The organism is Kocuria massiliensis (assembly GCF_900169715.1).
Taxonomy (GTDB): domain Bacteria; phylum Actinomycetota; class Actinomycetes; order Actinomycetales; family Micrococcaceae; genus Rothia; species Rothia massiliensis.
In genome coordinates this window covers 464,766-490,447 of sequence record NZ_LT835160.1, presented here as the reverse complement: position 1 = coordinate 490,447, position 25,682 = coordinate 464,766, and the positions used below count along the sequence as shown (strand labels likewise).

Here is a 25,682-nt window from a genome sequence, read left to right as displayed (position 1 = left end):
GCTTCCCTCGAAGGCCGCTGACGCAGTGTCCGCTGTGAGGTGAAGGCTCAACGATCTTCAGCTCACGGCGGTACCCTGTTCCGAAGTACCCAATCGCGACCGTGAACGCCTCACGCGAAGGAACAAAGCTTGGCTCAGCAGAACACTCACCGGAAGAAGACCCTGCGGGAACGAATTCTCAAGGGACCTTATTTCTGGATCTTTTTGGCGCTCTTGGTCCTCCTGCCGATGATCTTCGTCTCGACGTCGTCCAGCAGCAATCGCGTGGACACCAACGTCGGCATGAAGTTGCTCAAGGACGACAAGGTCGACGAGGCCAAAATCTACGACGGCGACCAAAAGGTGGAGCTGTCCCTCAAGGACTCGTACCACGAGGGCGATCGCGACCTCGGTAAAAATGTTGAGTTCTACTATGTGCAGCCGCGTGCCGGCGACGTCGTCAAGGCGATGGACGACGCCGGGCTGAAGGGCTACACGGACCAGCCGGTTCAAAATAACTGGTTCACCTCGATGCTGGGCTTCATTGTTCCGTTCATCATCGTGATGTTGCTGTTCTGGTTCCTGCTCTCCCGCATGGGCGGTGGCGGCGGCCAGATCATGAGCTTCGGCAAGTCCAAGGCCAAGAAGTTCAATAAGGAAAACTCCACGGTCAAATTCCACGACGTCGCCGGTGCGGATGAGGCCGTCGAGGAGCTGCAGGAAGTCAAAGAATTCCTGACCGACCCCGCGCGCTTCACCTCGGTCGGAGCCAAGATCCCCAAGGGCGTTTTGCTCTATGGCCCTCCCGGCACGGGTAAGACCCTGCTGGCCAAGGCCGTTGCCGGTGAGGCCGGAGTTCCGTTCTACTCGATTTCGGGTTCGGACTTCGTGGAAATGTTCGTCGGTGTGGGTGCCTCTCGCGTGCGTGACCTCTTCGAACAGGCCAAGCAAAACGAGGCCGCGATCATCTTCGTGGACGAGATCGACGCCGTCGGCCGCCAGCGCGGTGCCGGCATGGGTGGCGGCAACGATGAGCGTGAACAGACGCTGAATCAGCTGCTCGTCGAAATGGACGGGTTCGACGAGAACACCAACATCATTTTGATCGCCGCGACCAACCGGCCTGATGTGCTCGACCCGGCCCTCTTGCGCCCCGGCCGTTTCGACCGACAGATCGGCGTGGACGCCCCGGACCTCAAGGGTCGCCTGCACATCCTGAAGGTGCATTCGCAGGGCAAGCGTTTGGCTCAGAACGTGGACCTGGCGACCGTGGCCAAGAGGACCCCCGGATTTACGGGTGCGGACCTCGCCAACGTCATGAACGAGGCGGCCCTCCTGACTGCCCGTTCCAACGCGCAGATCATCGACGACCGAGCCCTCGACGAAGCGATCGACCGCGTGATCGCCGGACCGCAGCGGCGTTCGCGCCTCATGAAGGAACTCGAGCGCAAGATCACCGCGTACCACGAGGGCGGTCACGCCCTGGTCGCCGCGGCCCTGCGGAACACGGACCCGGTCACCAAGATCACCATCCTTCCTCGAGGCCGGGCCCTCGGCTACACCATGGTCATGCCGGTGGACGACAAATACTCCACGACGCGCAACGAGCTGTTGGACCAGCTCGCGTACGCCTTGGGTGGCCGCGCCGCGGAGGAGATCGTGTTCCACGACCCCTCGACCGGCGCAGCCAACGACATCGAGAAGGCCACCGGAACCGCCCGCAAGATGGTCACCGAGTACGGCATGAGCGCCCTGGTGGGTTCGGTCAAGCTCGGCTCCGGTAGCAGCGAACCGTTCATGGGGCGCGACGGCGGATCCGGCGGACCCGAATACTCGGATCAGCTCGCCGCGACCATCGACTCCGAGGTCCGGGCCCTGATCGACCGGGCCCACGATGAGGCTTACGAGATCCTGATGGAGAACCGCGACGTTCTGGACCGCTTGGCCTTCGAATTGCTCGACAAGGAAACGTTGAACGAGCGCGAAATTGCCGAGATCTTCCGCGATGTCCGCAAGCGTCCATTGCGCGACGTCTGGCTCTCCAAGAACTCGCGACCGGTCTCGGAGCTCCCTCCGATCACCACCCCCGCCGAGAAGCAGGAAGCCGCCGAGGCAGGAGCCGAGGACCCCGAAACCATGGCTCCTCAGGATCAGGCCGTCGCCGCCAAGCCCGAGCATCCGCTGGAGGTCCCGGAGAACTCCACCGGCGCGACCCCGCCGGACAACGGTCCGCAGCCCGGCCCCGGAGAACCCGGAACGGACGAGCCCGGTAACGGCCCCTCGGGTGCCCAGGGCACCGGCGATCGGCAGGACGACCGGGGATAATCGTGGACCTTCCCCGCATCGAGTCCGCCGTCCGTGAGATCCTTTCCGCCATTGGAGAGGATCCCGACCGCGACGGGCTGAAAGAGACCCCGGCCAGAGTCGCCCGGTCCTACGCCGAGGTCTTCTCCGGAATGGCCTCGGCCCCGGCCGAGCTCTTGGAGACGACCTTCGACATCGGCCACTCCGAGATGGTGTTGGTCAAGGACATCGACTTTTTCTCGATGTGCGAGCACCATCTCGTGCCGTTCTTCGGGCGTGCACACGTTGCGTACATTCCGGGTGAGGACGGCCGCGTCACGGGGTTGTCCAAGCTCGCTCGGCTCGTCGACCTGTACGCCAAACGACCGCAGGTTCAGGAACGCCTGACCACACAGGTCGTCGAGGCCCTCGAGACTTTCCTGCATCCGGCAGGGTCGATCGTCGTCGTTGAAGGCGAACACATGTGCATGGCCATGCGAGGCGTCCAGAAGCCCGGCACCCAGACCATCACCTCGGCCGTGCGCGGCCAGCTGCGCGATCCCGCGACTCGAGCCGAGGCCATGAGCCTCATTCTCGGGGGAGCGCGCCGGTGACTCCCGCTTCGGCTCAGAGTGCCGTCGCACCGAGCAAGGGCCGAAACCCTGACGTTCTGAACCTTCGCGGGTGGGGTTGCTGGGAGAACCTCCCGAAAAACCGGACCCTCGTGATGGGAATTCTCAACGTCACGCCGGATTCCTTTTCCGACGGCGGCTTGCACGACGAACCCTCGCAGGCGGTTCGGCACGCGATGCGATTGGTCGCGGACGGCGCGGACCTTATCGACGTCGGCGGCGAATCCACCCGCCCGGGAGCCGAGCCTGTGCCGCCCGAGGTCGAGCGGCAACGAATCCTCCCCGTCATTCGAGAATTGGCCGATCGAGACGTCGTCATGTCGGTGGATACGATGCACGCGGAGACGGCCCGGGCCGCGGTCGAGGCCGGGGCGCACATCATTAACGACGTCTCCGGGCAGCGGCTCGACGACGCGATGATCGACGTCGTCCGCGAAACCGGCGTGCCGTACATCTTGATGCACGCTCGGGGAGATTCACGCTCCATGGATAGCCTGGCTCACTATGACGACACCGTGGAGGACGTCCGTTCCGAACTTGCCCAGTGGCGTCACCGTCTGCTCGACGCCGGAGTGCCAGCCGAGAAGATCATCGTCGACCCAGGGCTGGGATTCGCCAAAGGCGGGGTCCAGGATTGGGAATTGCTGGCCGGTATGGATCGCATCGTTGACCTCGGCCATCCCGTGCTCATCGCTGCATCTCGAAAACGATTCCTCGGCACCCTCTTGGGGGAAGCCCGGGCATCGATTTCTGGGACCCCTGAGGCCAGCGTCCGTGAGGTGCCTCGACCCGCTGAGCGAGACGCGGCCACGGCCGCCATCTCGGCCCTTGCCGCGGAGCACGGAGCGTGGGCGGTCCGTGTTCACGACGCCGCTTCGTCGCGAGATGCGGTAGAAGTCACCCGTCAACTACTCGCGGTCAAGGGGGCCCGTCCAGCATCCTGATACAAAGGATTACTGAGCATCGACCGGCGATGCGCCCCCACGGACCCACAAGGAAGGCCAGTAGATGACGGAGAAGCTCGAAGCGGCGAGCATGGCGTTGCCCCGCCACGCCACGGACCGCCGGGATCAAATTTCGATCACCGGTATTGGGGCCGTGGGCTATCACGGCGTCTTCGAGAATGAGCGCCGGGTGGGTCAACCCTTCTTCGTGGACGTCACGCTGTTCTCCGATTGCGCGACCGCCGGTCGCACCGACGACCTACACGACACCATCCACTACGGAGAGGTCGCGGAGACCATCAAAGAGGCCATCGTTGGTCCCCCTCTCAATCTCATCGAGGCGCTCGCCGAACGCATTGTGCAAAATCTCTTCGAGAAATTTGGGATTTCCGCGGTGGAGATTACCGTCCACAAACCCAAAGCGCCCATCGAGGTCACTTTCGCCGACGTGGCCGTGACCATCTACCGGGAGAACACATGAGCGCCGTCTCCGTCATCGCTCTCGGCTCGAATTTGGGCGAATCCCGCGACACCCTGGCGCGCGCCATCACGGCTCTGATCGATCACGAGAAGATCACCCTCGAGGCGACGTCGCCCATCGCGGTCACCGCAGCAGTGGGTGGGCCCTCGGGGCAGCCGGATTACCTCAACCAGATCATCCGGATTCGCACCGAAATGAGCCCCTTCTCGCTGTTGCGTCACGCTCAGCAGATCGAAGAAGACTTCCACCGAGTCCGGACCATTCGCTGGGGGCCGCGCACTCTCGATGTGGACATCGTGACCTTCGACGACCTCTTCATGGACGAACCCGAGTTGTGCCTACCGCATCCGCGAGCCGCTGAACGTGCCTTCGTCTTGGCGCCCTGGGCTCGGATGGACCCCGACGCCGAGCTCGACGGCCAGTCTGTTGCGGTTCTCGCCTCCCGTGCCGCGGACCGAGACGGCATCCGCGGCTATCTGGACGAGAAGGACGGCGAGGTTAGGCCGTGAAACCCCTTCGGTACCGTTGGTTGGCGTTGATGGCAGCCATTGCCTTGGCGGTCAGCGGAGTCGCCTGTGGGTTATGGCCCGACGTGCGCCGCGTCGTCTTTACGGTGCCCTGGGTAACCCTCGCGTTCAGCGTGGTGTTGGCTCTCGTGGCCCTGGCCCTCGCTTGGCGTGTGAGGGCCTACACCAAGGAACCGAAGCGTCGACCGATCAACGCCGTCTTCGCCTCCCGCATAGCGGTCCTCGCGCAAACATGCGCCGTCTACGGGGCGCTCCTCTTCGGGTGGGCCGGGGGTCTTCTGCTGTACGACCTCTCCCTCTTGAGATACCGTTCAGTAACGGAGAACCTGCCCCTGACTGTGGCAAACGTCGTCGTCGGGTTCGGAGTATGTGTTGCCGGCTGTCTCGCGGAGACCTGGTGTAAACGCCCACCGGACGACCCCACGGACTCTCAGGGTTCTCGCGATGCACGAGCTCACGACTACCCCGAAGGAGAAGGCGGGTATGCCCGACACGGAGACCATTGATGGCCCGCTCGAGTCCACGCCCGAACATCCACGCTTAGGGCCCGGTGGCCCGAAATTCGAGGCTCGCCTCCGGAGCCTCGACGCCTGGGACACCGAATGGATTCGTCCAGATCGTCGGTTCCTCCAGGTTCTTTTGCTGTCCGAAGCAATCAATGGGTTGATCGGCGTCGTCCTCCTTTGCATCCCCCTGATCTTGGTGATGACCGGGATCTGGACGTGGCCGTGGCTCTGGCTGGCGATCCTCGTCCCCGCGCTTCTTGCGGCGAGCGTGGTGATTAACATGATGCTGACTCCTCGGCGCGCGCGAGCCCACGGCTACGTGGAACGAGAGGAAGACCTGCTGGTTCGACGCGGCGTCATCCGGCATCGAGTCAACGCGATTCCATACGGCCGCCTCCAATACGTCGAGGTCTCCGTGGGACCCATCGATCGAATCTTCGGATTGGCCACGGTGGAAATACACACGGCTTCCTCCTCCACGGATTCCAAAATTCGCGGCATCTGCGCCAATGACGCCGCGCGCTTGCGTGAAGACCTTTCACGTCGTGGCGACGACCGCCTCGCGGGGCTCTAATGAGTGAGAACACCACCGACGGATCGCACCATGACTCGAAGGAAACCCACTGGGAGCGCGTCCATCCGCTAAGTCCTTTGGCACGTTTTTGGGTAGCCATCGCCGTTGTCATCTTTACTCTGGGTAGGAACGTCCTGGAGGACGTTATCGAAGGCGACCAAGGTGCCAACGAGTTCTGGGGAGGGATCGGTCAAACCATCGCGTCGCTGACCCTGATCGCCTGGCTCAGCTTCACGGGAATGGTCGTCGTCCTTCTAGGAGGCATGTTCTGGAGTTGGTGGTTTACACGCTACGCCGTGACCAGCGATTCGGTTCGTCTTCGGAGAGGTTTGGTCTTCCGGAGCGATAAACAGGCCCGTTTGGACCGAGTGCAGACCATCGAAATTTCTCAACCGTTTTTCGCCCGGTTGGTGGGGTTGGCGGAACTGCGGTTTAACGTCGCGGACTCCGGAGATTCCACCCTTCACCTGCAATATTTGCGCCGGAGAGATGCCGAAAACTTGAGATCCAGGCTCTTGGGCCAGAAGCATGATTTGGCGCGGGAGGCCTCAGAGGAGGGGCCTCCCCTGAGTGAGGAATCCGCCGCGGACCGGCGTCACACCACGAGCGAGCGCCCAGTCGTTCACGCTAACGGCGCCTCGACCGCACCCGCCGTCGTCGAAGGAACCGAGCCCACGGAAGGCCGCGTCCTCGCCCAGATGTCCGTGGGACGCGCGCTGGGGGCGACCTTCTTATCAGGTACGGGCCTGTGGCTCGCCGTGGTCCTTCTTGGCGCGGCGATGGTTACGGTTTTCGTGCCTGACGTGGGGTTCGTGACCTTCATCCCGACGGTCTTGGGCTTCGGCAGCGTGATCTGGTCCAGCATCAATGAGGGATCGAATTTCCGCATCGCGCGGAACTCCGAAGGGTTCCGGGTGCGTCACGGGCTGACCTCGACCTCGGCGCAATCCATTCCGATCGGACGAATCCAAGCGATCGGCATCGAACAACCGTGGCTCTGGCGATTCCCGGGATGGTTCCGTGTGCGGATTAACTCCGCCGGAATGAGCACTCTGAAAGGGGAGGACTCCCAGCATCTCCTCTTGCCCGCAGGCACGGGCCAAGAGCTGCTGAACATCTTGCCGCACGTGGTGGAATCCTCGAGTGACGGTGGCCTTGACGGTGACGCATTGCGCGAGGCCCTCGAAGGTCATGGCTCCGAGCACGGTTTCGTCGTCGCCCCACGGCGCTCGCGGTGGCTGGACCCGTTGGAGTATCGGCGGAACGGCTACGCCAGCACACGGGAACTCTTGCTCTTCCGTAGAGGGTGGTTAAACCGTCGGCTCTCAGTCATTCCGCACGCGCGAACGCAATCGGCGGCCATTATTAATGGGCCGATCACGCGCCGACTACGGCTCGCGGATGTCCGCCTCGACTCTGTGGGAGGAACCGTCGACACGCTGGTCGAACACCTCGACCTCGACGACGCCCGCCAACTCATTCGGGAGCAGGCCGAACGTGCCTCTTTCGCCCGCCGACTTGACGTTTCGGCTGCGACCGGCGGATCGTCGAGTGCACCGTCGAAATCTTTGACCGAAAGCGAAATACCACGTGACTGAAGCCTCTCACCGCCCCGGACGTCTCGGCATCGGCATCATTGGGGCGGGTCGCGTGGGCGCCGTTCTGGGCGCCGCGTTGCACGCCGGGGCGGGTCGCGTGGGCGCCGTTCTGGGCGCCGCGTTGCACGCCGCGGGGCACGCGATCGTGGGCGTACACGCCGTGTCGGAAGAGTCACGTACCCGGGCCGAAGCGCTCCTGCCAGAGGTCCCGGTCCTGCAGATTCCAGAGATCGTGGAACGTAGCGAGGTGGTTCTCTTTGCGGTGCCCGACGACGCCCTAGAATCTTTGATCGCGGGCTTGGCCAGCGGGGGTCACTTCTCTTCGGGGCAAATCCTGATTCACACTTCTGGGCGCTACGGCATCGACGTCTTGGGTCCGGGGCGTGAAGTGGGCGCGATCGGGCTCGCCATCCATCCCGCCATGACGTTTACGGGTTTGTCCCTGGACCTCACGCGTCTGCGAACCGCCTCATTTGGTGTGACGGCTCCAGGTCCTTTCCTCCCGATTGCTCAGGCACTTGTGGTGGAGATGGGTGGAGAGCCCGTGCCCATCGCGGAGGGGGATCGCCCTCTCTATCACGCCGCCTTGGCACACGCGTCGAATCACACCGTGACTCTTCTCGGACAGGCCTCACAGATCTTGGCCAGCATCGGCGTCGACGACCCGGGGGAGTTGCTCGGTCCGCTCGTGCGAGCCAGCGTGGATAACGCGCTGGCCTCGGGGGACAGCGCCCTCACCGGACCGGTGGTGCGCGGCGACGTCGGAACGGTCGAGTCCCATCGCGACATCTTGCGAGGCTTCGCCGCGGAAGAGGACGCCCCAGACATCGGGGAGGCTTACCTGGCGTTGGCTAGGGCCAGCGCCGAACGTGCGCACCGCCGCGGTGCTCTGGCGGACGAGTCATATCGTCGTATTCTTCGTGCTCTGGCTCTCGATGAGGGGTCTGGAAGTGAAAGCGACGAGACAGATCAGTAAACTTTGTAGCGGCCGTTCACGCATCGGGCGAGACTGTTCTCTGCGCGTCGGCCTCACTTACCGGGTCGGCCAGAGAGGTCGACATGACGTCTGGTACCGGTGAAGGAAGGACGACTATGACGGGTGAGCTTTATGTTGCTCGCACCCTGGAAGAATTTTTCGCCCAGATCAGCCAACGAATGGGCGAAGCCGAGGCTCGAATCCACGCGGAAGAATCCGAGCGGATCACCTCTGAGGGAATGGACCCGGCCAGCGAACCCGGCCAGCCCCGCGTCGCGACCATGGGCCTCGTCCCCACGATGGGCGCCCTCCACCAGGGCCACGCGACCCTCATCCGTCGCGCTCGGGAACAGAACGACGTCGTCGCGGTCTCCCTCTTCGTGAACCCCCTCCAATTCGGTCCGAATGAGGATTACGAAAAGTACCCTCGAACCGAGGAGAAAGACCTCGAGATGCTCCGCGAATACGGCGTGGACATCGCGTTCGCCCCGGATCTCGAGGCCATGTACCCGGATGGTGAGCCGCTCGTGCGGGTCAGCTCAGGAAAACTGGGCACCATGTTTGAAGGCGCGGCCCGGCCGGGGCACTTCGACGGCGTCTTGACCGTGGTCAATAAGCTCTTCAACGTGGTCGTCTCGGCGGCGGGAACGTACCGCGCCCGGGCCTACTTCGGGCAAAAAGACGCTCAGCAAGTCGCCCTGGTGCAACGCATGGTTGCGGACTTCAACATCCCCATCACCGTGTGCCCGGTGGCCATAGTCCGCGACGACGATGGCCTCGCTCTTTCTTCTCGCAACGTTTACCTTTCCCCGGAGCAACGCCGTGCGGCCCTCGTCCTGTCTCGGACCTTGGCACTGTTGCGCGAGGAAGGCCTCTCCCGTGGGTATGCAGGTATCGACGTCGACGCCGCGAGGGAGCGCATTTCAGAGCGCGACGGTGTCGAACTCGAATATCTGGAGATCGTTGATCCCACGACCTTCGCGGCCCCAACCGAAAATTCCGAACGTGCCACCGCGCTAGCGGCGATCCGGGTGGGCGAGACGCGCCTGTTGGACAACATGGACGTCATCTAGAAGTTCGCTTCCCCGTACCTTTCCTTCCAGGAACCAACGATAGGCTTGAGACCGTGACTACCTCAGATTCGACCTCCCAGCAGCCGCACGCCACCGATACCTCCGCCGAGGTCAACGAGCAGATGCGAATCCGCATGGACAAACGCGCGGAATTGCTGAAGCGGGGCCGCGAGTCGTACCCGGTCGGCGTGCCCGTCACGCGAACCATCCAGTCCATTCGCGAGCAGTACGAAGGTTTGGAAGCCGGCGATGAAACGGGCGACGTCGTCGGCGTGGCCGGTCGCGTGGTGTTCGTGCGCAATACCGGCAAGCTGTGCTTCGCGAGCCTCCAGGCCGGCGACGGCACGCGCCTTCAGGCCATGATCTCGTTGGCCAAGGCCGGCCAGGACAACCTGGATGACTGGAAAGCCCTGGTAGACCTGGGAGACCACGTGTTCGTGCACGGCGAGGTCATCAGTTCTCGCCGCGGAGAGCTCTCCGTGATGGTGGACGAGTGGAGCATGGCATCCAAGTCACTGCGTCCTTTGCCCACCCTCCACAAGGACCTCAACGAGGAAACCCGAATCCGCCAGCGGTACTTGGACCTCATGGTGCGTCCGGAAGCGCAGGAAGTAGTCCGACGCCGGGCCAAGATCATCAACACCGTTCGCCAGGTGATGATCGACGAAGGCTACATCGAGATCGAAACCCCGATGTTGCAGCTCGTGCACGGCGGCGCGACCGCTCGGCCTTTCGCCACGCACCTCAACGCCTTCGACCAGGACATGACGCTGCGCATCGCGACCGAGCTGTACCTCAAGCGCGCGGTGGTGGGCGGAATCGACAGGGTCTTTGAGATGGGACGAGTCTTCCGGAATGAGGGTGTGGATTCGACCCACAGCCCCGAATTCACGACGATTGAGGCCTACCAAGCCTACGGTGACCAGTTCACGATGGCCGAGCTGATCCACAAGATCATCATGGCCTGCGCGGATGCCGTGGGCATCCATCAGATCGAGACCGACGCCGGAACCGTGGACCTCACGGGCGAGTGGCAGTGGCTTGGCGTCTACCCGGGCCTGTCCGAGGCCGTGGGCCAGGAGATTACGCCAGAGACGCCCGCCGAAACCCTGCGTGAGATCGCCCGGCAGCGCGACGTCTCGGTGGACCCCGCGTGGGGCGCAGAGAAGCTCGTCATGGAGCTGTTTGAAGAATTCGTGGAGCCTACGCTCATTAATCCGACCTTTGTGTGTGATTATCCGCCGTCGGCCCAGCCGCTTGCGCGCCCGCACCGTGCGAAGCCCGGGGTTATTGAGGCCTGGGACCTCATCATTGGTGGCATGGAGCGTGGAACGGCATTCTCCGAGTTGATCGACCCGGTGATTCAGCGTGAACGCCTGACCGAACAGTCTCGGATGGCTGCGGGTGGCGACGAAGAAGCCATGCAATTGGACGAGGATTTCCTGCGCGCCCTGGAACATGCGGCACCGCCGATGGGCGGTTTCGGTTTGGGAATTGATCGTTTGATCATGTTGTTTACTGGATTGGGCATCCGCGAAACCATTCTGTTTCCGCTGATGAAACCCGAATAGATTCGGGTAATCCAAGGATCGGGCCTCGTTGCCCGGAGAGAAGGTCAAGCCGTGGAATATGTGGCCGTTTTACTGCCATCTGTGGCGATCGGCGTCGTCTTCTACGTGTTGATGCGCTGGGCGTTCCGGGCGGACAGCGCAGAACGTAAAGCACGCAGCACCTCGGAGGACGACGCACGGCGTTGGTATGAGGAAATTCGACAGCGAGAGGGCGATGGGGAGATTTTCCAACCCCGCGCTGACAAGGATTCATAAGTAATTCCCAGGAAGTACATTGCTGATCCTGCGGATTCGACTGTGAATTTCTTCTTTTGATTGATAACCTGTGACTCATACGAATAAAAAGTCACATTGGCTTTAGTGTCGCGATTCGAGTGTTGGGGACACTGGCATCGCTCATCGTTTTTACGGTCGAGAACGCAAATCCGCGCCGGCCGGATGCTCACAAGGATTGAGGAGACATTCATGGCTCAGAAAGTAAAGATCATTCTGGAAGATGACCTCGAGGGCGGCTCGGCAGACGAGACGGTTCGCTTTGGTCTGGATGGCGGTCAGTACGAAATTGACCTCACCTCCGAGAACGCCGCAAAGCTCCGGGACGCGATCCGTCCTTACGCCGCCAAGGCTCGGCGCGTGCAGGCTCGTACCGCCGCTCGCACGTCGGCCAAGGGCTCGGGTCAGGTTCGTAACCCTGAGACCGCGTTGATCCGTAAGTGGGCCAAGGACAACGGTTACAACGTTTCCGACCGCGGCCGCATTCACCAGGAGATTCAGGACGCGTACTACGCGGCACGTAAGAAGGACTCCTAAGTCATTTACGAGAAATTGCCTGAGGCGACGAATCTTCTCCGATGAGGAGTTGCTTGAGAGGTAATTTTCCAGCTCAGGGCGGAAATGCAGACGCATTTTCCGCCCTGAGCTTTATGTCGTCTCGCCGCTGGCGAACAGCTCAGGATCAGGGATTTTCTCTGCGTAGCATCGAGTCAAAGACGTACAAGGAGATCACCTATGTTTGAACGGTTTACGGACCGCGCACGGCGTGTTGTGGTGCTGGCTCAAGAAGAGGCCCGCATGCTCAACCACAATTACATCGGCACAGAGCATCTGTTGCTGGGTCTGATCCATGAAGGTGAAGGCATCGCCGCCAAGGCGTTGGAATCCATGGGCGTGACCCTTTCTTCCGTCCGTGAGCAGGTGCAAGACATCATCGGGCCTGGCCAGCAGGCTCCCAGCGGGCATATCCCCTTCACACCTCGCGCTAAAAAGGTCCTCGAGCTCTCACTGCGTGAAGCGCTTCAGCTCGGACACAACTACATCGGTACCGAACACATCTTGCTCGGCCTCATTCGGGCCGGAGAGGGCGTGGCCTCGCAGGTTCTCTCGAAGCTCGGCGCAGAGCCCTCTCGCGTCCGCCAGACCGTGATCGACATGATCTCGGGATATCAGGGCGGCTCGGGCGACTCCAAGGAGACCGCGGGCGTGGGTGCCGGAGGCAAGGACGGGGTTCCGGCAGGCTCGGCCGTTTTGGACCAGTTCGGCACCAACCTGACCGCACAGGCCCGCGAAAACAAGTTGGACCCTGTGATTGGCCGTTTCCAGGAGATGGAGCGCGTCATGCAGGTTCTGTCTCGTCGCACCAAGAACAACCCCGTGCTCATCGGTGAGCCCGGCGTCGGTAAGACCGCCGTCGTCGAAGGTTTGGCTCAGGCGATTGTGCGCGGCGATGTTCCGGAAACGCTCAAGGACAAGCACCTCTACACGCTGGACCTCGGATCCCTCGTCGCTGGGTCCCGGTACCGCGGTGATTTTGAGGAACGCCTCAAGAAAGTCCTCAAGGAGATCCGCACCCGCGGTGACATCATTCTGTTCATCGACGAGATCCACACGCTCGTCGGCGCGGGTGCCGCGGAAGGCGCCATCGACGCCGCCTCGATCCTCAAGCCCATGCTGGCTCGTGGCGAATTGCAGACCATCGGCGCCACCACGCTCGATGAGTACCGCAAGCACATTGAGAAGGACGCCGCGCTGGAACGTCGTTTCCAGCCCATCCAGGTGGACGAACCCTCTCAAGCTCACTCCGTCCAGATCCTCAAGGGATTGCGCGACAAGTACGAGGCGCATCACCGCGTGACCATTTCGGACGAAGCTCTGGAAGCCGCCGTGAGCCTTTCCGCTCGGTACATTTCGGATCGTTTCTTGCCGGATAAGGCCATCGACATGATCGACGAGGCGGGCGCTCGACTGCGCATCAAGCGCCTCACCGCCCCGCCCGAGATCCGCGATCTCGAGGAACGCATCGCCAAATTGCGTTCCCAAAAGGAGGCCGCGATCGACGGGCAGGACTTCGAAAAGGCCGCCTCCCTGCGTGACAAGGAGCAGAAGCTCATCGCGGAGAAGGACGAGCAGGAAGAGAAGTGGAAGGAGAGCGACTCCGCCATGGGCGAGGTCACTCCCGACGTCATCTCCGAGGTGCTCGCCGCGGCCACCGGTGTGCCGGTGTACAAGCTCACGGACGAAGAATCCGGCCGCCTCCTCAACATGGAGTCGGAGCTTCACCGCCGCGTCATCGGCCAGGACAACGCCATCAAGGCTCTGTCCCGCTCGATCCGCCGTACCCGCGCTGGGCTCAAGGATCCCCGCCGTCCCGGTGGTTCGTTCATCTTTGCCGGCCCCACCGGCGTCGGTAAGACCGAGCTCGCCAAGGCCCTCGCGGAATTCTTGTTCGGCGACGACGACGCCCTGATCACCTTGGACATGTCCGAGTACCAGGAGAAGCACACGGTGTCGCGACTCTTCGGTGCTCCTCCCGGATACGTGGGCTACGAAGAGGGCGGCCAGCTCACCGAGAAGGTGCGCCGCAAGCCGTTCTCCGTGGTTCTGTTCGACGAGGTCGAGAAAGCCCACGCGGACCTGTTCAACTCGCTGTTGCAGATCCTCGAGGACGGTCGCTTGACCGACTCTCAGGGCCGCGTCGTGGACTTCAAGAACACCGTCATCATCATGACGACCAACCTCGGCACCAAGGACATCTCCCGCCGCGTCCCCGTGGGATTCCAGTCCCATGAGGATCCGACGACCAACTACGAGCGCATGCAGGCCAAGGTGCAGGAAGAGCTCAAGGAGCACTTCCGCCCCGAGTTCCTGAACCGCGTGGATGACATCATCGTCTTCCCGCAGCTCTCCGAGGAAGAGATCATCCAGATCGTGGACCTGTTCGTGGCCCGTTTGGCCGAGCGGTTGCGCGAGAAGGACATGTCCATCGAGCTGACCGACGCCGCCAAGAAGCTGATCGGTGAGCGCGGCTACGATCCCGCGATGGGTGCCCGCCCGTTGCGTCGGACGATGCAGCGCGAGATCGAGGACCAGCTCTCGGAGAAGATTCTCTACAGCGAGATCACGTCCGGCGAGAAGATCACGGTGGATGTCGAGGGCGAAGGCGACGACGCGACCTTCACGTTCTCGTCGCAGAAGATGTCTGAACTCTCCGACGACGGATTCGACTACGGGGACTCGGAATCGACCGATTCGAACCCGGACACCCAGCAGGTCTCCCGCCCGTCGACCCCTCCCCGTTACGACGGCGGCGGTAGCGGCGGCGCGGCAGGATCTGCGACGGCGTAACCTCAAGCGGAGGTCGCCGGTCAACCGGTGACGCCGCATCCTTCGGGGCCGGCCCTTCTCAGGGCCGGCCCCGACGTCGTTAACAACCTGTGCGTACAGGGCGACGACGTTCACCCGCCACTAGGGGAGGCGTAAACTCGACGCCCATGACGACCCTGACGCTGCGCCCCGCCCGAACCACCGATGTGACCGAGATTCGCCGGCTGGTGCAGCCGTACGTGGATTCCGGAGCCCTCATCGCCAAGGAGGCCGTGGACTATTTCGAGGCCATCCAAGAATTCCTGGTGGTCGAGGAGACCGACGAATCGGGCGGCAATCGCAGACTCTTGGGTTGCGGGGCCCTCCACATCTTGTGGGAAGACCTCGGAGAGGTTCGCACCCTCGCTGCGTCGTCGGAAGCCCGAGGGCGGGGCGTGGGGCGCATGCTGGTCGAGGCGCTCCTTGAGCGGGCTCAGACGATCGGGGTGACCCGCGTCTTTTGCCTCACCTTCGAGGTCGAATTCTTCCGCCGGATGGGCTTTGAGGTCATGACCCATCAGGAGACGATCGACCCTGACGTGTTCGCCGAACTGTTGCGCTCTCATGACCAAGGTGTCGCCGAATTCCTCGATCTCGCACGGGTTAAGCCCAATACTTTGGGGAACACCCGCATGATTCGGTTTCTTACGGCGTAGCGAGGCCGAGAACCGCTATCGAGGAAGCGACAACGCGCCGTCGGAGTCGCGGTGTGCGAGGCCGTCCTTCACGAGGCCATCGATGCAACGCTCAAGTTGTTCACGACTCGACCCAAGGTCCCGGAGGGCCGCCAGAGGCTTCTCGGGTACGTTCGGGGTGGCGTCCGTGGGGCTGAGCAGGGATTCTTGCGGGACGGGGCGCTCCGCCTGTCGCAACACGGCCATCACCGCTCCGCGCGCCTGCCGGTCCGTTCCTTTCCAGGACTGACCTCGGGGAACGTACTCCGGTTCGGGACGTCCCGCGGCCACCCACGCGCAATCGTGGAGAATGGGGCATTCATCGCACCGGGGCGCTCGAGCCGTGCACACCAACGCTCCCAGCTCCATGACGGCGGAATTCCACGCGACCGCGGCGTCGTCGTCCTCCGGCATGAGCGCATCCGCGAGGCGAGATTCCGCGGCCGTCAAAGACTTCGACGGCAACGCCTTACCGGTGACGGCCCGGGCATGGACCCTGCGGATATTGGTATCGATCACCGTTTGGCGGTGACCGAAAGCGAAGACCGAAATGGCCGCGGCGGTGTACGAGCCGACGCCGGGAAGGGCCAGCAGGTCGTCGTAGCTTTCCGGAACCTGCCCGTCATGTTTCTCCGTTATGGCCACGGCCGCGGCGTGCAATCGCAGGGCACGGCGTGGGTACCCGAGGCGACCCCACTGACGGACCGCTTCGCCGGTCGAGGCGCGGGCAAGGTCGGCGGGCTCTGGCCACAGGCGCATCCACTCGTGCCACCGGGGGAGCACACGGATTACCGGGGTTTGCTGGAGCATGAACTCGCTGACCATGACCTGCCATGGCGTGCGGTCCGGACTCCTCCACGGCAGCTCCCGCGCGTGTTCGGCATACCAGCGCACGACGTCGTGATGGAGTCGCTGGAGCCGCTCCGGAGAGGGGAGCGAGGGCTCTGAAACCGGTTGCCTGAGGCCGCGGGAAGGCGTGGTGCTCGCTGGAGTCGAATAATTCATGACGTGACCACTGTAGTGGCTCGTTTCGTGCGCTGAGTTGGGAAATTGTTTTAGTAGCCTTAGACACATGGCAGAGTATGAAGACCCCATGCAGGATGGGGAATACGAGGAGAGCGGTTACCAGCGCGAGGCACCCGAGGTATATCGCCGTCGCCGAATCATTGCGGTGATCCTGGCCCTTTTGGTCATCATCCTGGTGGTGTGGGCCGTCGTCTTTGCCATCGGCAAAGTTGCCGCGAGTCTCGGTGGTGGCGGGGCCTCGAGCTCGTCCTCGTCGGCGACCGATAATTTTGCGAGCTTCAGCGCACGGCCTACCTCGTCGGCCTCCGCGAGCGGATCTGCCTCTGCCTCTGCTTCTGCCTCGCCCAGTGGGTCGCCCAGCGGCTCGAACCAACCCTCTGCTTCCGGCTCCGCCTCACCGTCTGACACGGCTTCGCCATCACCGAGCGAGTCATCCGCCGAGGCCGCGCCGGCACCGAAGCCCAGCGAACCCGCCAAGGTTGAGGCCTGCGGTTCGAACATTCAGGTTCAGGCCGCCGTGGATAAGAAGACCTTTGGTCCGGGGGAGAACCCGGTTATGACGGCGACCGTCAAGAACACCGCGCAGAACCCGTGCACGATGGACCTCAGCTCAGCCAAGGTCACCTACGACATCACTTCCGGCCCCGCCGACGTCTACTCGACCAATAATTGCGGGCCAGCCACCGCACCGAAGGAAGCCACCATCCAGCCGGGTGCCAGTGAAACGACCTCTCAGTCCTGGGACCGCACCATTAACAGTGTCGGTTGTGGAGCTGCATCCCAGTCCGTTCAGCCGGGCTACTACTGGCTGACGGTTTCCGTGAATGGGGTTCCGAGCGAACGCCAACCGATAGTCATTCAGTAGGCGCTAGTCGCCCCGAGCAGGAACCGCTGACCGCAGAGCCCCCGGAAGGATCACCTTCCGGGGGCTCTGTGCGAATTGTGCCGACGACCTCAGTGTTCTGGCGGAGAGCTCAGGGCGCCGACGGTTACATGAACCGGTCTAACAGGCTGGATTCGGCCATGCGGGCGAGGGATTCGCGAATGCTGCGCGCCCGGTATTCCCCGATGCCTTCCACGCTGCGGAGGTCTTCCAGGTTGGCGGCCATCAAGGTTTGGAGGCCGTTGAACCTCTCCACCAGACGCTCGGCGACGCTTCGCGGGATCGACTTCACGCCATTGAGGAGCCGGTACCCGCACGGGTGCAGCGTGTAGTCCAAGTCTGCTCCGCCAGGCAGCCCGACGGCGCGGGCGACGGCCACGGGGTCGGCGAGTTCCACGGGGGAGAGCTCGGCGAGGCTTTTCTGCGCGCGTCGGATCACCTTGGGGTTGGCCGAATCGGGGAGATAGTCCCGGAACACGAGTTCCGTCGTCGGCTGGTTGAGCACGAGCTCTTCCAGCTGCATCGCCACCATGCGCCCCTGATCGCCGAGTTCGACGACGCTGTCCCCGATCTCCTCCGAAATGCGACGGACGAGTTCGAGCCGTTGCAGCGTCAGAGCCACGTTCCGGACGGTCACGGCAGACTCGATTTCGAGGGCCGAGAGGTTGGAGAGTTCTTGTTCGAGGCGAACTGTGTATCGCTCCAGGGTCTGAATCGCCTGGTTGGCGCGGGCCATGATCTCCTGGGAATTTTCCAGGGGATACCTCTGGCCGTCGGCATAAATGGTGATCACGCTCATCGATTTGGAGACCGAAATGACCGGGCAGCCCGTTTGCTTCGCAACGCGTTCTGCGGTGCGATGACGGGTTCCGGATTCGGTGGTGGTGATCTCCGGGTCGGGCATCAGCTGGACGCCCGCTTGGTGGATCGTGGTCACCTCTTTGTTGCAGATGATCGCGCCGTCCATCTTGGCCAGCTCCCGCAGGCCGGTCCCCGAAAATTCGGTGTTGATCACAAACCCACCGCTGGCGATCGAGGTGACGGCCTCACCGGCGCCAAGCACGATGAGCGCTCCGGTTCGGCCCTGAAGAATCCGGTCAAGACCGTCGCGCAACTGTGTTCCTGGCGCGAGCAAAGCCAGAGTCTTCTTGAGTTGGTTTTTGCGGGAGGTAGGCACGTTCACCAGCCTAACGTGTGAAATCGACGGTGCACGGTGAGGATCACGAGCGCCCCGGGAAAAGCGTGTCCACGGCCTCGACGACGGACGAGACCTCTTTGACATGCACGCCCTCGGGAATGCCGTCCACGCCAGCGGGGGAGGCGGGAACCATGACGTGGGTGAAGCCCAACCGGGCAACTTCAGCGATGCGCTGGCGGATCCCGGGGACCGCTCGAACCTCGCCCGCCAGACCGACCTCGCCAAAGACGGCGAGCTTTCGGGGGAGTGGGCGGTCTTCCGCCGCCGAGGCGAGGGCCATGACCGTCGCGAGGTCTGCCGCCGGTTCGGTGAGTCTGACACCTCCGACCGTCGAGAGGTAGCAATCGAGTTTGCCGACGTTGAATCCGGCGCGACGCTGAAGCACCGCCAGGAGCATCGCGGTCCGCGCGGAGTCGAGCCCTGCCGTGGCACGCCTGGGCTGAGCCGTCGAGGACTCGTCGAGCAAGGCCTGAACTTCGGCGAGCAAGGGACGCCGGCCTTCCATCGTGACCGTCAAACACGTGCCCGCCACGGGGTGGGCCGTGCGGGAGACGAATAATCCTGAGGGATCCGAGACTCCGGAGATGCCGTCTTCGACCAGATCGAAGCAACCCACTTCGTCGGTCGGACCAAAGCGGTTCTTGACCGCCCGCAACATGCGGATGCGGGAGTTCTTATCCCCCTCGAACTGACACACGACATCCACCAGGTGCTCCAGGAGCCGGGGGCCGGCGATGGTGCCTTCCTTGGTTACGTGCCCCACCAACAGCGTGGTCATGTTGCGCTTTTTGGCCTCCGCGATGATCGAAGCGGAGACCTCCCGGACCTGGGTGACGCCTCCGGCCGAGCCTTCGACCTCGGCGCTTGCGAGGGTTTGCACGGAGTCCACGATCAGGAGGCGAGGGGCTACGGCCTCGATGTGGGCCAACGCGGACCCGAGGTCGGTTTCCGACGCGAGGTACAAGGTATCCGAGACGGCGCCTATGCGATCGGCCCGCAGCTTGACCTGGGCGGAGGATTCCTCGCCGGTCACGTACAGGACATCGTGCCCCTGAGACTCGGTGTCGGCCCCTGCACGCTCGCCTCTCGCGAAAGTCGCCGCGACGTCGAGCAGAAGTGTGGATTTACCGACGCCGGGCTCACCGGCCATGAGAATCACGGCACCTGGCACCAACCCACCACCGAGCACGCGATCGAATTCTTCGATTCCGGTGCTGGCAAATTGTGCGACGGAAGCATCGACCTCGGCGATGGGACGTGCTGGAGTCTCGACGGTTCGGGCGGGGGCGGTGCGCGCCACGGTCTGACCGCCCGCCTCCTCGATGGTGCCCCATTGCTGACATTCCCCGCAGCGACCGACCCATTTGGCCGTGGTCCAGCCGCATTCGCGGCATCGGTAGGCGTTGGTATTGCGAGAGGTTTTTCGTGCGGGACTCATACGAGCATCGTACGGGCCGGCACTGACAACTTAAGAGTTCTTGCGGTGCGGCGTATCCTCCGGATCCACCACGTCCATCGCCTCGGTGAGCTCCTGATGAATCGTCACCAAAACCTTGCTGGCGGCCTGATTCTCCATCCCGGTGAGGACGAGCAGATCTACCGTGAGGGAACGAATCATCATGACCAGAGCCTCACCCTGATAGGTCCGGACCCCCATCGCTTGCGGGTCGAGCTTTGAGGCGGTCGAGCTGAGGTCAATCCGGGCCCTACGGCGCATGGCGTCCCGAGCATCCGCCGACTGCGCCTGGAGGGAGAGCCCCAAAACGTCCACGGCTTCGGACAGTTCGAGGAGGACGTCGTGGAGGGAGTGGATCGCTTCGTCTCGTAGGTGCACCGTGGTGATGACGTTCGCGATGCGTCGCACCAGCACCCGCGCGTTTCGGATGGAGTAGTCGAATCCTCGCAGGGCACGTTCGTAGGCCCGTACGTCGTCGAGTGCTTGACGACGGGTCAGAGCGACCCTGGCCAAGGACTTGCTGGTCGTGAGCGAGGATTCGATGGCATCGAGCAACGGTTGGGTCTTGCGGGCACGGGCCAAGGCATGCCACGCCCGAGACGCATCGTAGTGACCGATCGCTTCCGAAGCCTCTCGAAGGACTCGCGAGAATTCCCTCGTCAATTGGATCATTTCGTCCTTGGGCTGACGCCGGGGGTCCTGAGGGACCAGGGCAATGATCAGCAGCGCACACAGGCCGCCGATGACGGCGTCGAAGCTTCGCGCGAAAGGGCCGTCGATCGCGGGAGGAAGGAGCACAACGAGCACGGCTTGCAGGCCCATCTGGGTCGAAAAGATGGTCCCGTTGTCGAGGAATCGAGCCAATAACAAGGAAACGAGGAGAACGGCGATGGCCTGGAGCGGTCCTCGCCCGAGGAAATACATGAGACCGTCGCCGACGGCGATGCCGAGCGTGCAGCCGATGGCCACTTCCAAAATGCGGCGCATGTGGTTGCCGCCACGGACATACCCGAGAGAAACGATCGCGGCGGTAGCAGCAAAGAGCGGTTGGTGATGGCCGAGGAGGGCCTCCGCAATGAAGTAGGCACCCACCGCGGCCGCCGTGATCTGAACCGACTGGAAGAAACCGGCCCGAACTCGCGACATACCTAGCCGAACTCGTGATGTGAGTTCTTTGCGCGCGGACCGTGCCCGCTGAGTCAAGGTATTTCCGGCCATGGGGTCATCATAGTCGGCGGCCCAATTCCCGAGAGGAGAAAAGTTCACGTCCCGTTCACCGAGAACTGCCCCCGCGGATACCTGGTCTCCTTAGCGTTGAGTGGTGTTGGGGTAGTACTCGCGAGTTCCTCCAACGGACATTAACGGTTTCTACCGGTCCACTACACATCCCGGATGATCCGCGGCCTGAATTGGCGGCCTTGGACGCCGAAACACATAGCACTCTTGAAGGGGTACCTTTCGTGAAGATCTCTCGCATCGGACGCTTCGCCGCCATCGCGGCCGTCGGCACCATCGCACTGACCGCTTGCGGTTCGGATAACGCCACTGGCAAGTCCGAGTCGGACAACAGCGCCGCTTCGGCCAACGTCTCCGGCAAGCTCTCCGGCGTCGGTTCCTCCGCCCAGCAGGCAGCCATGACCCAGTGGCAGACCGACTTCCAGAACGCCAACTCCGGCGCCGAGGTCCAGTACTCGCCGGATGGCTCCGGCGCGGGCCGCAAGGCATTCCTGTCGGGCGGCGCAAACTTCGCCGGCTCCGATGCTCACCTCAAGGACGAGGAGTACAACCAGGCCAAGGAGCAGTGCGGTCCCGACGGAGCGATGGACATTCCCGTCTACGTTTCCCCGATCGCCGTTGCCTTCAACGTCAAGGGTGTTGACGAGCTGAACCTCGACGCCCCGACCATCGCCAAGATCTTCAAGGGCGAGATCAAGACCTGGGACGACGAGGCCATCAAGAAGCTCAACCCGGATGCCAAGCTCCCGAGCACCCCGGTCACCGTGGTTCACCGTTCGGATAACTCGGGCACCACCGAGAACTTCACCGATTACCTCGAGAAGGCCTCCGACGGCGCTTGGGGCCAGAAGGCCTCCGGCGACTGGCCGAAGGATTTCGCTGGTGAAGCCAACAAGGGCACCTCCGGCGTCGTCTCCACCACCCAGAGCACCGATGGTGCGATCACTTACGCCGATGAGTCGGCCGTGGGCGATCTGAAGACCGCCAAGGTCAAGGACGGCCAGGACTTCGTCAAGGTTTCCGCCGATTCCGCCTCGAAGGCCGTCGAGAGCTCCAAGAAGGTTGAAGGCCGCGGCGAGCACGACATGTCGCTCGAGCTGAACCGTACCCCGAACGACGGTTCCTACCCGATCGTCCTGGTTTCGTACCACATCGTCTGCTCCACCTACAAGGATCAGAAGACCGTCGACCTGGTCAAGGGCTTCGAGAACTACGTCGTGAGCGAGGACGGCCAGAAGTCGGCTGCTTCCGCTGCCAAGTCGGCCGAGCTGCCGAAGAGCATGCAGGAAGACGCCAAGAAGGCGATCGACTCGATCAAGACCAAGTAACACCCAGCCGTCACCATGACGGTTGATCGAGATTCCCGTCAGAGCCCACCGGCCCTGGCGGGAATCTCTTGCAAAACTTTCACCACCGATCAGTAGAGAGTCTCGAGGATTCATGTCTCATTCTTCGTCGACGGTTCCCGAGCACGGCGTGCAGTCCACGCCCGGGGACGACCACGACAACGAGCCCCAAGGATCCCGCCGCGATACCAAGAAGTCGGGCTCCAACGTCAAGGGCGGGCCGGCTCAGGACAAGGCCTTCGCGAGCGTCACCGTGATCGCCGGTGCCATCATCCTCGTTGTCCTGGCGGCGGTCGCCTTCTTCCTGACGTGGCAGGCCTCTCCGGTTTTCGGGGCCAGCGCCTCTCAGATCACCGGTGGCAAGGGCTTCGGTGCGTACATCTGGCCGCTGGTGGTCGGCACTCTGATCGCATCCGCCATTGCCCTTCTGCTCGCGACGCCCGTGGGAATTGGCGTTGCTCTGTACATTTCCCACTACGCTCCGCCGCGACTCGCGAAAGCCGTGGGATACGTGATTGACCTCCTCGCCGCGATCCCTTCGGTGATCTTCGGCGCGTGGGGCGCATCCGTGCTAGCCCCGAAGATTGTGCCGTTCTACGACTGGTTGTCCGAGGTCTTCGGCTTCCTCCCCATCTTTGAGGGACCGGCGACGGCGACGGGCAAGACCATCCTGACCGCCGGCATCGTGCTGGCCATCATGATCTTGCCGATCATCACGGCAATGTGTCGCGAGATCTTCGCTCAAACTCCGGTCCTGCAGCAAGAAGCGGCCCTCGGCCTCGGCGCGACGAAATGGGAAATGGTCCGCATGACCGTCTTCCCGTTCGCCCGTGCAGGCATCATCTCGTCGATCATGCTGGCTCTGGGTCGCGCAATGGGCGAGACCATGGCCGTCACGCTGGTTCTCTCCGGCGGCCCGTTCAACCCGTCGCTCATTCAATCCGGTAACCAGACGGTCGCTTCGGAAATTGCATTGAACTTCCCGGAGGCATACGGCCTGCGCCTGAACGAACTCATTGCCGCGGGCCTGGTTTTGTTCGCCATTACCCTCGTGGTCAACCTGCTCGCCCGCCTGGTGGTCAGCCGCTACAAGAATTTCTCTGGAGCTAACTCATGACGAGCACGAGTACGCACACCCCCTCGAAATTGACGGGCGGCCAAGCTCCGGGCTGGTTGCCGTACGCCATCGGCGCCGGTGCCATCATCCTCGGTGCCGCTCTTTCGGCCCTCGTGGGATTCAGCATCGGACTCTGGGCCGTTTTCGCGGCCATCATCTTCGTGGTCGTCGGCCCGATCGTGGTCGGTTCCATCGAAGGTGGTCGCAAAGGAAAAGACGCTTTCGCCCGCTACCTCGTGTACGGGGCCTTCATCCTCGCACTGATCCCCTTGATCTCGGTGATCTGGGTCGTGCTGAGCCGCGGAATCCCCGGGCTGTCCGGCAACGTCCTCAGCACGTCGATGAACGGCGTCAGCGGCGTCACGGATAACCAGACCAAGAGCGGCGGCCCGGCCTACGGCGGCGCATATCACGCGATTATCGGCACTCTGATGATCACGTTGTGGGCTGCCGTGATGTCGGTTCCGATTGGCCTTCTGACCGCGGTGTTCTTGACCGAATACAGCAGCGCCAACAGGGCCTTCCGGTGGATCGGACGAATCATCACGTTCCTGGTGGACGTCATGACAGGCATCCCCTCGATCGTCGCCGGTTTGTTCGCCGTCGCCCTGTTTGTCCAGGTGCTCGGCGACCCGTCGGCCCGATTTGGATTCATCGCCTCCGTGGCGCTGTCCGTGCTCATGATCCCGACGGTCGTGCGAAACACGGAAGAGATGCTCAAGATCGTTCCCAACGAATTGCGCGAGGCGTCCTACGCCTTGGGCGTCCGGAAATGGCGCACCATCACCAAAGTCGTGATCCCGACGGCGATCTCCGGCATTTCCTCCGGCGTGACCCTGGCCATCGCTCGCGTGATTGGCGAGACGGCACCGATCCTCGTCACCGCCGGATTCGTCGCCAGCATCAACTACAACGCGTTTAGCGGATGGATGACGACGCTGCCGACGTTCATTTACTACCAGATCATGAACCCGACATCGCCGACGGCCCCCGAGGTCTCCGCGGACCGCGCCTGGGCTGCAGCCTTGATCCTGATCGTGATCGTGATGGTGTTGAACCTGATCGCACGCCTGATCTCCAAAGTCTTTGCCCCCAAGACCGGCCGCTGAGCCCGTCGAACCGAAGTAAAGGAAACACATGTCCAAGCGCATCGACGTCGAGCACCTCAACGTCTACTACGGCGACTTCCTCGCGGTGGATGACATTTCTATCGCGATCGAACCGCGATCCGTCACGGCGTTCATCGGCCCCTCGGGTTGTGGCAAGTCGACGTTCCTCCGCACCCTGAACCGCATGCACGAGGTCATTCCCGGTGCCTACGTGGAGGGCAAGGTGAATCTGGATGGTGAAAACCTCTACGGCAAGAACGTCGACCCGGTTCGTGTTCGGTCGCAGATCGGCATGGTCTTCCAGCGCCCGAACCCGTTCCCGACAATGTCCATTCGCGATAACGTGCTGGCCGGCGTCAAGCTGAACTCCCGTCGCATCTCCAAGAGCGATGCCGATGAACTCGTGGAATCTTCCCTTCGGGGCGCCAACCTCTGGGAAGAGGTCAAGGACCGCCTGGAGAAGCCCGGATCTGGCCTCTCCGGCGGTCAGCAACAGCGCCTGTGCATCGCGCGAAGCATCGCGGTGCGTCCCGACGTGATTCTGATGGATGAGCCGTGCTCCGCGCTCGACCCGATCTCCACGCTCGCTGTGGAGGACCTCATCAACGAGCTCAAAGAGGAGTACACGGTCGTCATCGTCACGCACAACATGCAGCAGGCTGCTCGTGTGTCCGACAAAACCGCGTTCTTCAACATCGCCGGAACCGGTAAACCCGGCAAACTCATCGAATACGCTCCCACGCAGGAGATCTTCAACAATCCGAAGGAAAAGGCCACGGAAGACTACGTCTCCGGACGCTTCGGCTAGGCCGCATGAGGCGTGCACGCCCGCGACGTCGCTCGGAAACGGGACG

24 protein-coding genes are annotated in these 25,682 nt (G+C 62.8%); 20 read left to right on the top strand and 4 right to left on the bottom strand.

The window, feature by feature from the left end; genetic code table 11:
• Positions 1-129 precede the first annotated feature (129 nt).
• From ftsH to B9Y51_RS03585, 15 genes are all read left to right on the top strand, one after another.
• On the top strand, positions 130-2,304 hold the full coding sequence (gene ftsH / locus B9Y51_RS03655; protein WP_193389227.1) for an ATP-dependent zinc metalloprotease FtsH: 2,175 nt from the start codon (positions 130-132) through the stop codon (positions 2,302-2,304).
• 2 nt (positions 2,305-2,306) lie between these two features.
• Positions 2,307-2,876: a GTP cyclohydrolase I FolE gene (gene folE / locus B9Y51_RS03650; RefSeq protein WP_245826038.1), complete on the top strand. Its 570-nt coding sequence runs from the start codon at positions 2,307-2,309 to the stop codon at positions 2,874-2,876.
• Positions 2,873-3,838: a dihydropteroate synthase gene (gene folP / locus B9Y51_RS03645; RefSeq protein ID WP_342742322.1), complete on the top strand. Its 966-nt coding sequence runs from the start codon at positions 2,873-2,875 to the stop codon at positions 3,836-3,838. Before folE ends, folP begins: the two co-directional genes overlap by 4 nt.
• Before the next feature lie 64 nt (positions 3,839-3,902).
• Positions 3,903-4,319 carry a dihydroneopterin aldolase gene (gene folB, locus B9Y51_RS03640; protein ID WP_048681841.1) on the top strand — a complete coding sequence of 139 codons (417 nt, stop codon included), beginning with the start codon at positions 3,903-3,905 and terminating at the stop codon, positions 4,317-4,319.
• Positions 4,316-4,828, top strand: a complete 513-nt coding sequence (folK, locus tag B9Y51_RS03635) for a 2-amino-4-hydroxy-6-hydroxymethyldihydropteridine diphosphokinase (protein WP_048681838.1) — start codon at positions 4,316-4,318, stop codon at positions 4,826-4,828. Before folB ends, folK begins: the two co-directional genes overlap by 4 nt.
• Positions 4,825-5,352 carry a DUF3180 domain-containing protein gene (locus tag B9Y51_RS03630; RefSeq protein WP_048681837.1) on the top strand — a complete coding sequence of 176 codons (528 nt, stop codon included), beginning with the start codon at positions 4,825-4,827 and terminating at the stop codon, positions 5,350-5,352. Before folK ends, B9Y51_RS03630 begins: the two co-directional genes overlap by 4 nt.
• Positions 5,330-5,926, top strand: a complete 597-nt coding sequence (locus B9Y51_RS03625; protein WP_085528800.1) for a PH domain-containing protein — start codon at positions 5,330-5,332, stop codon at positions 5,924-5,926. The genes B9Y51_RS03630 and B9Y51_RS03625 overlap by 23 nt, the downstream gene beginning before the upstream one ends.
• The gene (locus tag B9Y51_RS03620; RefSeq protein WP_085528799.1) at positions 5,926-7,524 is read left to right on the top strand and encodes a PH domain-containing protein; all 1,599 of its coding nucleotides are present in this window, start codon (positions 5,926-5,928) and stop codon (positions 7,522-7,524) included. The genes B9Y51_RS03625 and B9Y51_RS03620 overlap by 1 nt, the downstream gene beginning before the upstream one ends.
• Positions 7,517-8,500, top strand: a complete 984-nt coding sequence (locus B9Y51_RS03615) for a Rossmann-like and DUF2520 domain-containing protein (RefSeq protein ID WP_085528798.1) — start codon at positions 7,517-7,519, stop codon at positions 8,498-8,500. Before B9Y51_RS03620 ends, B9Y51_RS03615 begins: the two co-directional genes overlap by 8 nt.
• A gap of 116 nt (positions 8,501-8,616) precedes the next feature.
• Entirely contained in the window at positions 8,617-9,573 is a 957-nt protein-coding gene (gene panC, locus B9Y51_RS03610; protein ID WP_053089998.1) for a pantoate--beta-alanine ligase, read from the top strand.
• A 122-nt stretch (positions 9,574-9,695) separates the two neighbouring features.
• Positions 9,696-11,144 (top strand): lysine--tRNA ligase, encoded by a 1,449-nt coding sequence (gene lysS, locus B9Y51_RS03605; RefSeq protein WP_085528918.1) that lies wholly within the window; start codon positions 9,696-9,698, stop codon positions 11,142-11,144.
• A 60-nt stretch (positions 11,145-11,204) separates the two neighbouring features.
• Positions 11,205-11,399, top strand: a complete 195-nt coding sequence (locus tag B9Y51_RS03600; RefSeq protein WP_238651096.1) for a hypothetical protein — start codon at positions 11,205-11,207, stop codon at positions 11,397-11,399.
• Between the two features lie 210 nt (positions 11,400-11,609).
• Positions 11,610-11,954 (top strand): histone-like nucleoid-structuring protein Lsr2, encoded by a 345-nt coding sequence (locus B9Y51_RS03595; RefSeq protein WP_048681824.1) that lies wholly within the window; start codon positions 11,610-11,612, stop codon positions 11,952-11,954.
• A 198-nt stretch (positions 11,955-12,152) separates the two neighbouring features.
• The gene (locus B9Y51_RS03590) at positions 12,153-14,765 is read left to right on the top strand and encodes an ATP-dependent Clp protease ATP-binding subunit (protein WP_085528797.1); all 2,613 of its coding nucleotides are present in this window, start codon (positions 12,153-12,155) and stop codon (positions 14,763-14,765) included.
• A 146-nt stretch (positions 14,766-14,911) separates the two neighbouring features.
• On the top strand, positions 14,912-15,439 hold the full coding sequence (locus B9Y51_RS03585; protein WP_048681818.1) for an amino-acid N-acetyltransferase: 528 nt from the start codon (positions 14,912-14,914) through the stop codon (positions 15,437-15,439).
• A 15-nt stretch (positions 15,440-15,454) separates the two neighbouring features.
• Here B9Y51_RS03585 and B9Y51_RS03580 read toward each other — a convergent pair whose 3' ends face one another.
• A complete protein-coding gene (locus B9Y51_RS03580; protein ID WP_085528796.1) occupies positions 15,455-16,462 on the bottom strand; it encodes an HhH-GPD family protein in 1,008 nt (335 codons plus the stop codon).
• A 67-nt stretch (positions 16,463-16,529) separates the two neighbouring features.
• Between B9Y51_RS03580 and B9Y51_RS03575 the strand changes: the two genes are divergently transcribed.
• Positions 16,530-17,348, top strand: a complete 819-nt coding sequence (locus tag B9Y51_RS03575; protein WP_143467976.1) for a hypothetical protein — start codon at positions 16,530-16,532, stop codon at positions 17,346-17,348.
• Between the two features lie 124 nt (positions 17,349-17,472).
• On the opposite strand, the gene disA is transcribed toward B9Y51_RS03575, so the two are convergent.
• The 3 genes from disA to B9Y51_RS03560 are packed head-to-tail and all read right to left on the bottom strand — an operon-like array spanning position 17,473 to position 21,238.
• Complete coding sequence (disA, locus tag B9Y51_RS03570) at positions 17,473-18,543, bottom strand: DNA integrity scanning diadenylate cyclase DisA (protein ID WP_048681808.1); 1,071 nt, start codon at positions 18,541-18,543, stop codon at positions 17,473-17,475.
• 43 nt (positions 18,544-18,586) lie between these two features.
• On the bottom strand, positions 18,587-20,002 hold the full coding sequence (gene radA / locus B9Y51_RS03565) for a DNA repair protein RadA (RefSeq protein ID WP_085528793.1): 1,416 nt from the start codon (positions 20,000-20,002) through the stop codon (positions 18,587-18,589).
• 30 nt (positions 20,003-20,032) lie between these two features.
• A complete protein-coding gene (locus B9Y51_RS03560; protein ID WP_085528917.1) occupies positions 20,033-21,238 on the bottom strand; it encodes an FUSC family protein in 1,206 nt (401 codons plus the stop codon).
• 242 nt (positions 21,239-21,480) lie between these two features.
• On the opposite strand from B9Y51_RS03560, the gene pstS reads away from it, so the two are divergent.
• From pstS to pstB, 4 genes are all read left to right on the top strand, one after another.
• Positions 21,481-22,584 (top strand): phosphate ABC transporter substrate-binding protein PstS, encoded by a 1,104-nt coding sequence (pstS, locus tag B9Y51_RS03555; RefSeq protein ID WP_085528792.1) that lies wholly within the window; start codon positions 21,481-21,483, stop codon positions 22,582-22,584.
• Positions 22,585-22,696: 112 nt separating this feature from the next.
• The gene (pstC, locus tag B9Y51_RS03550; protein WP_082156814.1) at positions 22,697-23,719 is read left to right on the top strand and encodes a phosphate ABC transporter permease subunit PstC; all 1,023 of its coding nucleotides are present in this window, start codon (positions 22,697-22,699) and stop codon (positions 23,717-23,719) included.
• Positions 23,716-24,828, top strand: coding sequence for a phosphate ABC transporter permease PstA (pstA, locus tag B9Y51_RS03545; RefSeq protein ID WP_085528791.1), 1,113 nt, complete (start codon positions 23,716-23,718; stop codon positions 24,826-24,828). The genes pstC and pstA overlap by 4 nt, the downstream gene beginning before the upstream one ends.
• Positions 24,829-24,856: 28 nt before the next feature.
• On the top strand, positions 24,857-25,636 hold the full coding sequence (gene pstB / locus B9Y51_RS03540) for a phosphate ABC transporter ATP-binding protein PstB (RefSeq protein WP_048681794.1): 780 nt from the start codon (positions 24,857-24,859) through the stop codon (positions 25,634-25,636).
• The last annotated feature ends 46 nt before the right edge of the window (positions 25,637-25,682 follow it).

Bases quoted from the DNA above. Each gene is read 5' to 3' on its own strand.
- folB (WP_048681841.1), top strand. From the start codon at position 3,903: ATGACGGAGAAGCTCGAAGCGGCGAGCATGGCGTTGCCCCGCCACGCC.
- folK (WP_048681838.1), top strand. From the start codon at position 4,316: ATGAGCGCCGTCTCCGTCATCGCTCTCGGCTCGAATTTGGGCGAATCC.
- B9Y51_RS03625 (WP_085528800.1), top strand. From the start codon at position 5,330: ATGCCCGACACGGAGACCATTGATGGCCCGCTCGAGTCCACGCCCGAA.
- B9Y51_RS03620 (WP_085528799.1), top strand. From the start codon at position 5,926: ATGAGTGAGAACACCACCGACGGATCGCACCATGACTCGAAGGAAACC.
- panC (WP_053089998.1), top strand. From the start codon at position 8,617: ATGACGGGTGAGCTTTATGTTGCTCGCACCCTGGAAGAATTTTTCGCC.
- lysS (WP_085528918.1), top strand. From the start codon at position 9,696: ATGCGAATCCGCATGGACAAACGCGCGGAATTGCTGAAGCGGGGCCGC.
- B9Y51_RS03595 (WP_048681824.1), top strand. From the start codon at position 11,610: ATGGCTCAGAAAGTAAAGATCATTCTGGAAGATGACCTCGAGGGCGGC.
- B9Y51_RS03590 (WP_085528797.1), top strand. From the start codon at position 12,153: ATGTTTGAACGGTTTACGGACCGCGCACGGCGTGTTGTGGTGCTGGCT.
- B9Y51_RS03585 (WP_048681818.1), top strand. From the start codon at position 14,912: ATGACGACCCTGACGCTGCGCCCCGCCCGAACCACCGATGTGACCGAG.
- B9Y51_RS03580 (WP_085528796.1), bottom strand. From the start codon at position 16,462: ATGAATTATTCGACTCCAGCGAGCACCACGCCTTCCCGCGGCCTCAGG.
- B9Y51_RS03575 (WP_143467976.1), top strand. From the start codon at position 16,530: ATGGCAGAGTATGAAGACCCCATGCAGGATGGGGAATACGAGGAGAGC.
- radA (WP_085528793.1), bottom strand. From the start codon at position 20,002: ATGAGTCCCGCACGAAAAACCTCTCGCAATACCAACGCCTACCGATGC.
- B9Y51_RS03560 (WP_085528917.1), bottom strand. From the start codon at position 21,238: ATGGCCGGAAATACCTTGACTCAGCGGGCACGGTCCGCGCGCAAAGAA.
- pstC (WP_082156814.1), top strand. From the start codon at position 22,697: ATGTCTCATTCTTCGTCGACGGTTCCCGAGCACGGCGTGCAGTCCACG.
- pstA (WP_085528791.1), top strand. From the start codon at position 23,716: ATGACGAGCACGAGTACGCACACCCCCTCGAAATTGACGGGCGGCCAA.
- pstB (WP_048681794.1), top strand. From the start codon at position 24,857: ATGTCCAAGCGCATCGACGTCGAGCACCTCAACGTCTACTACGGCGAC.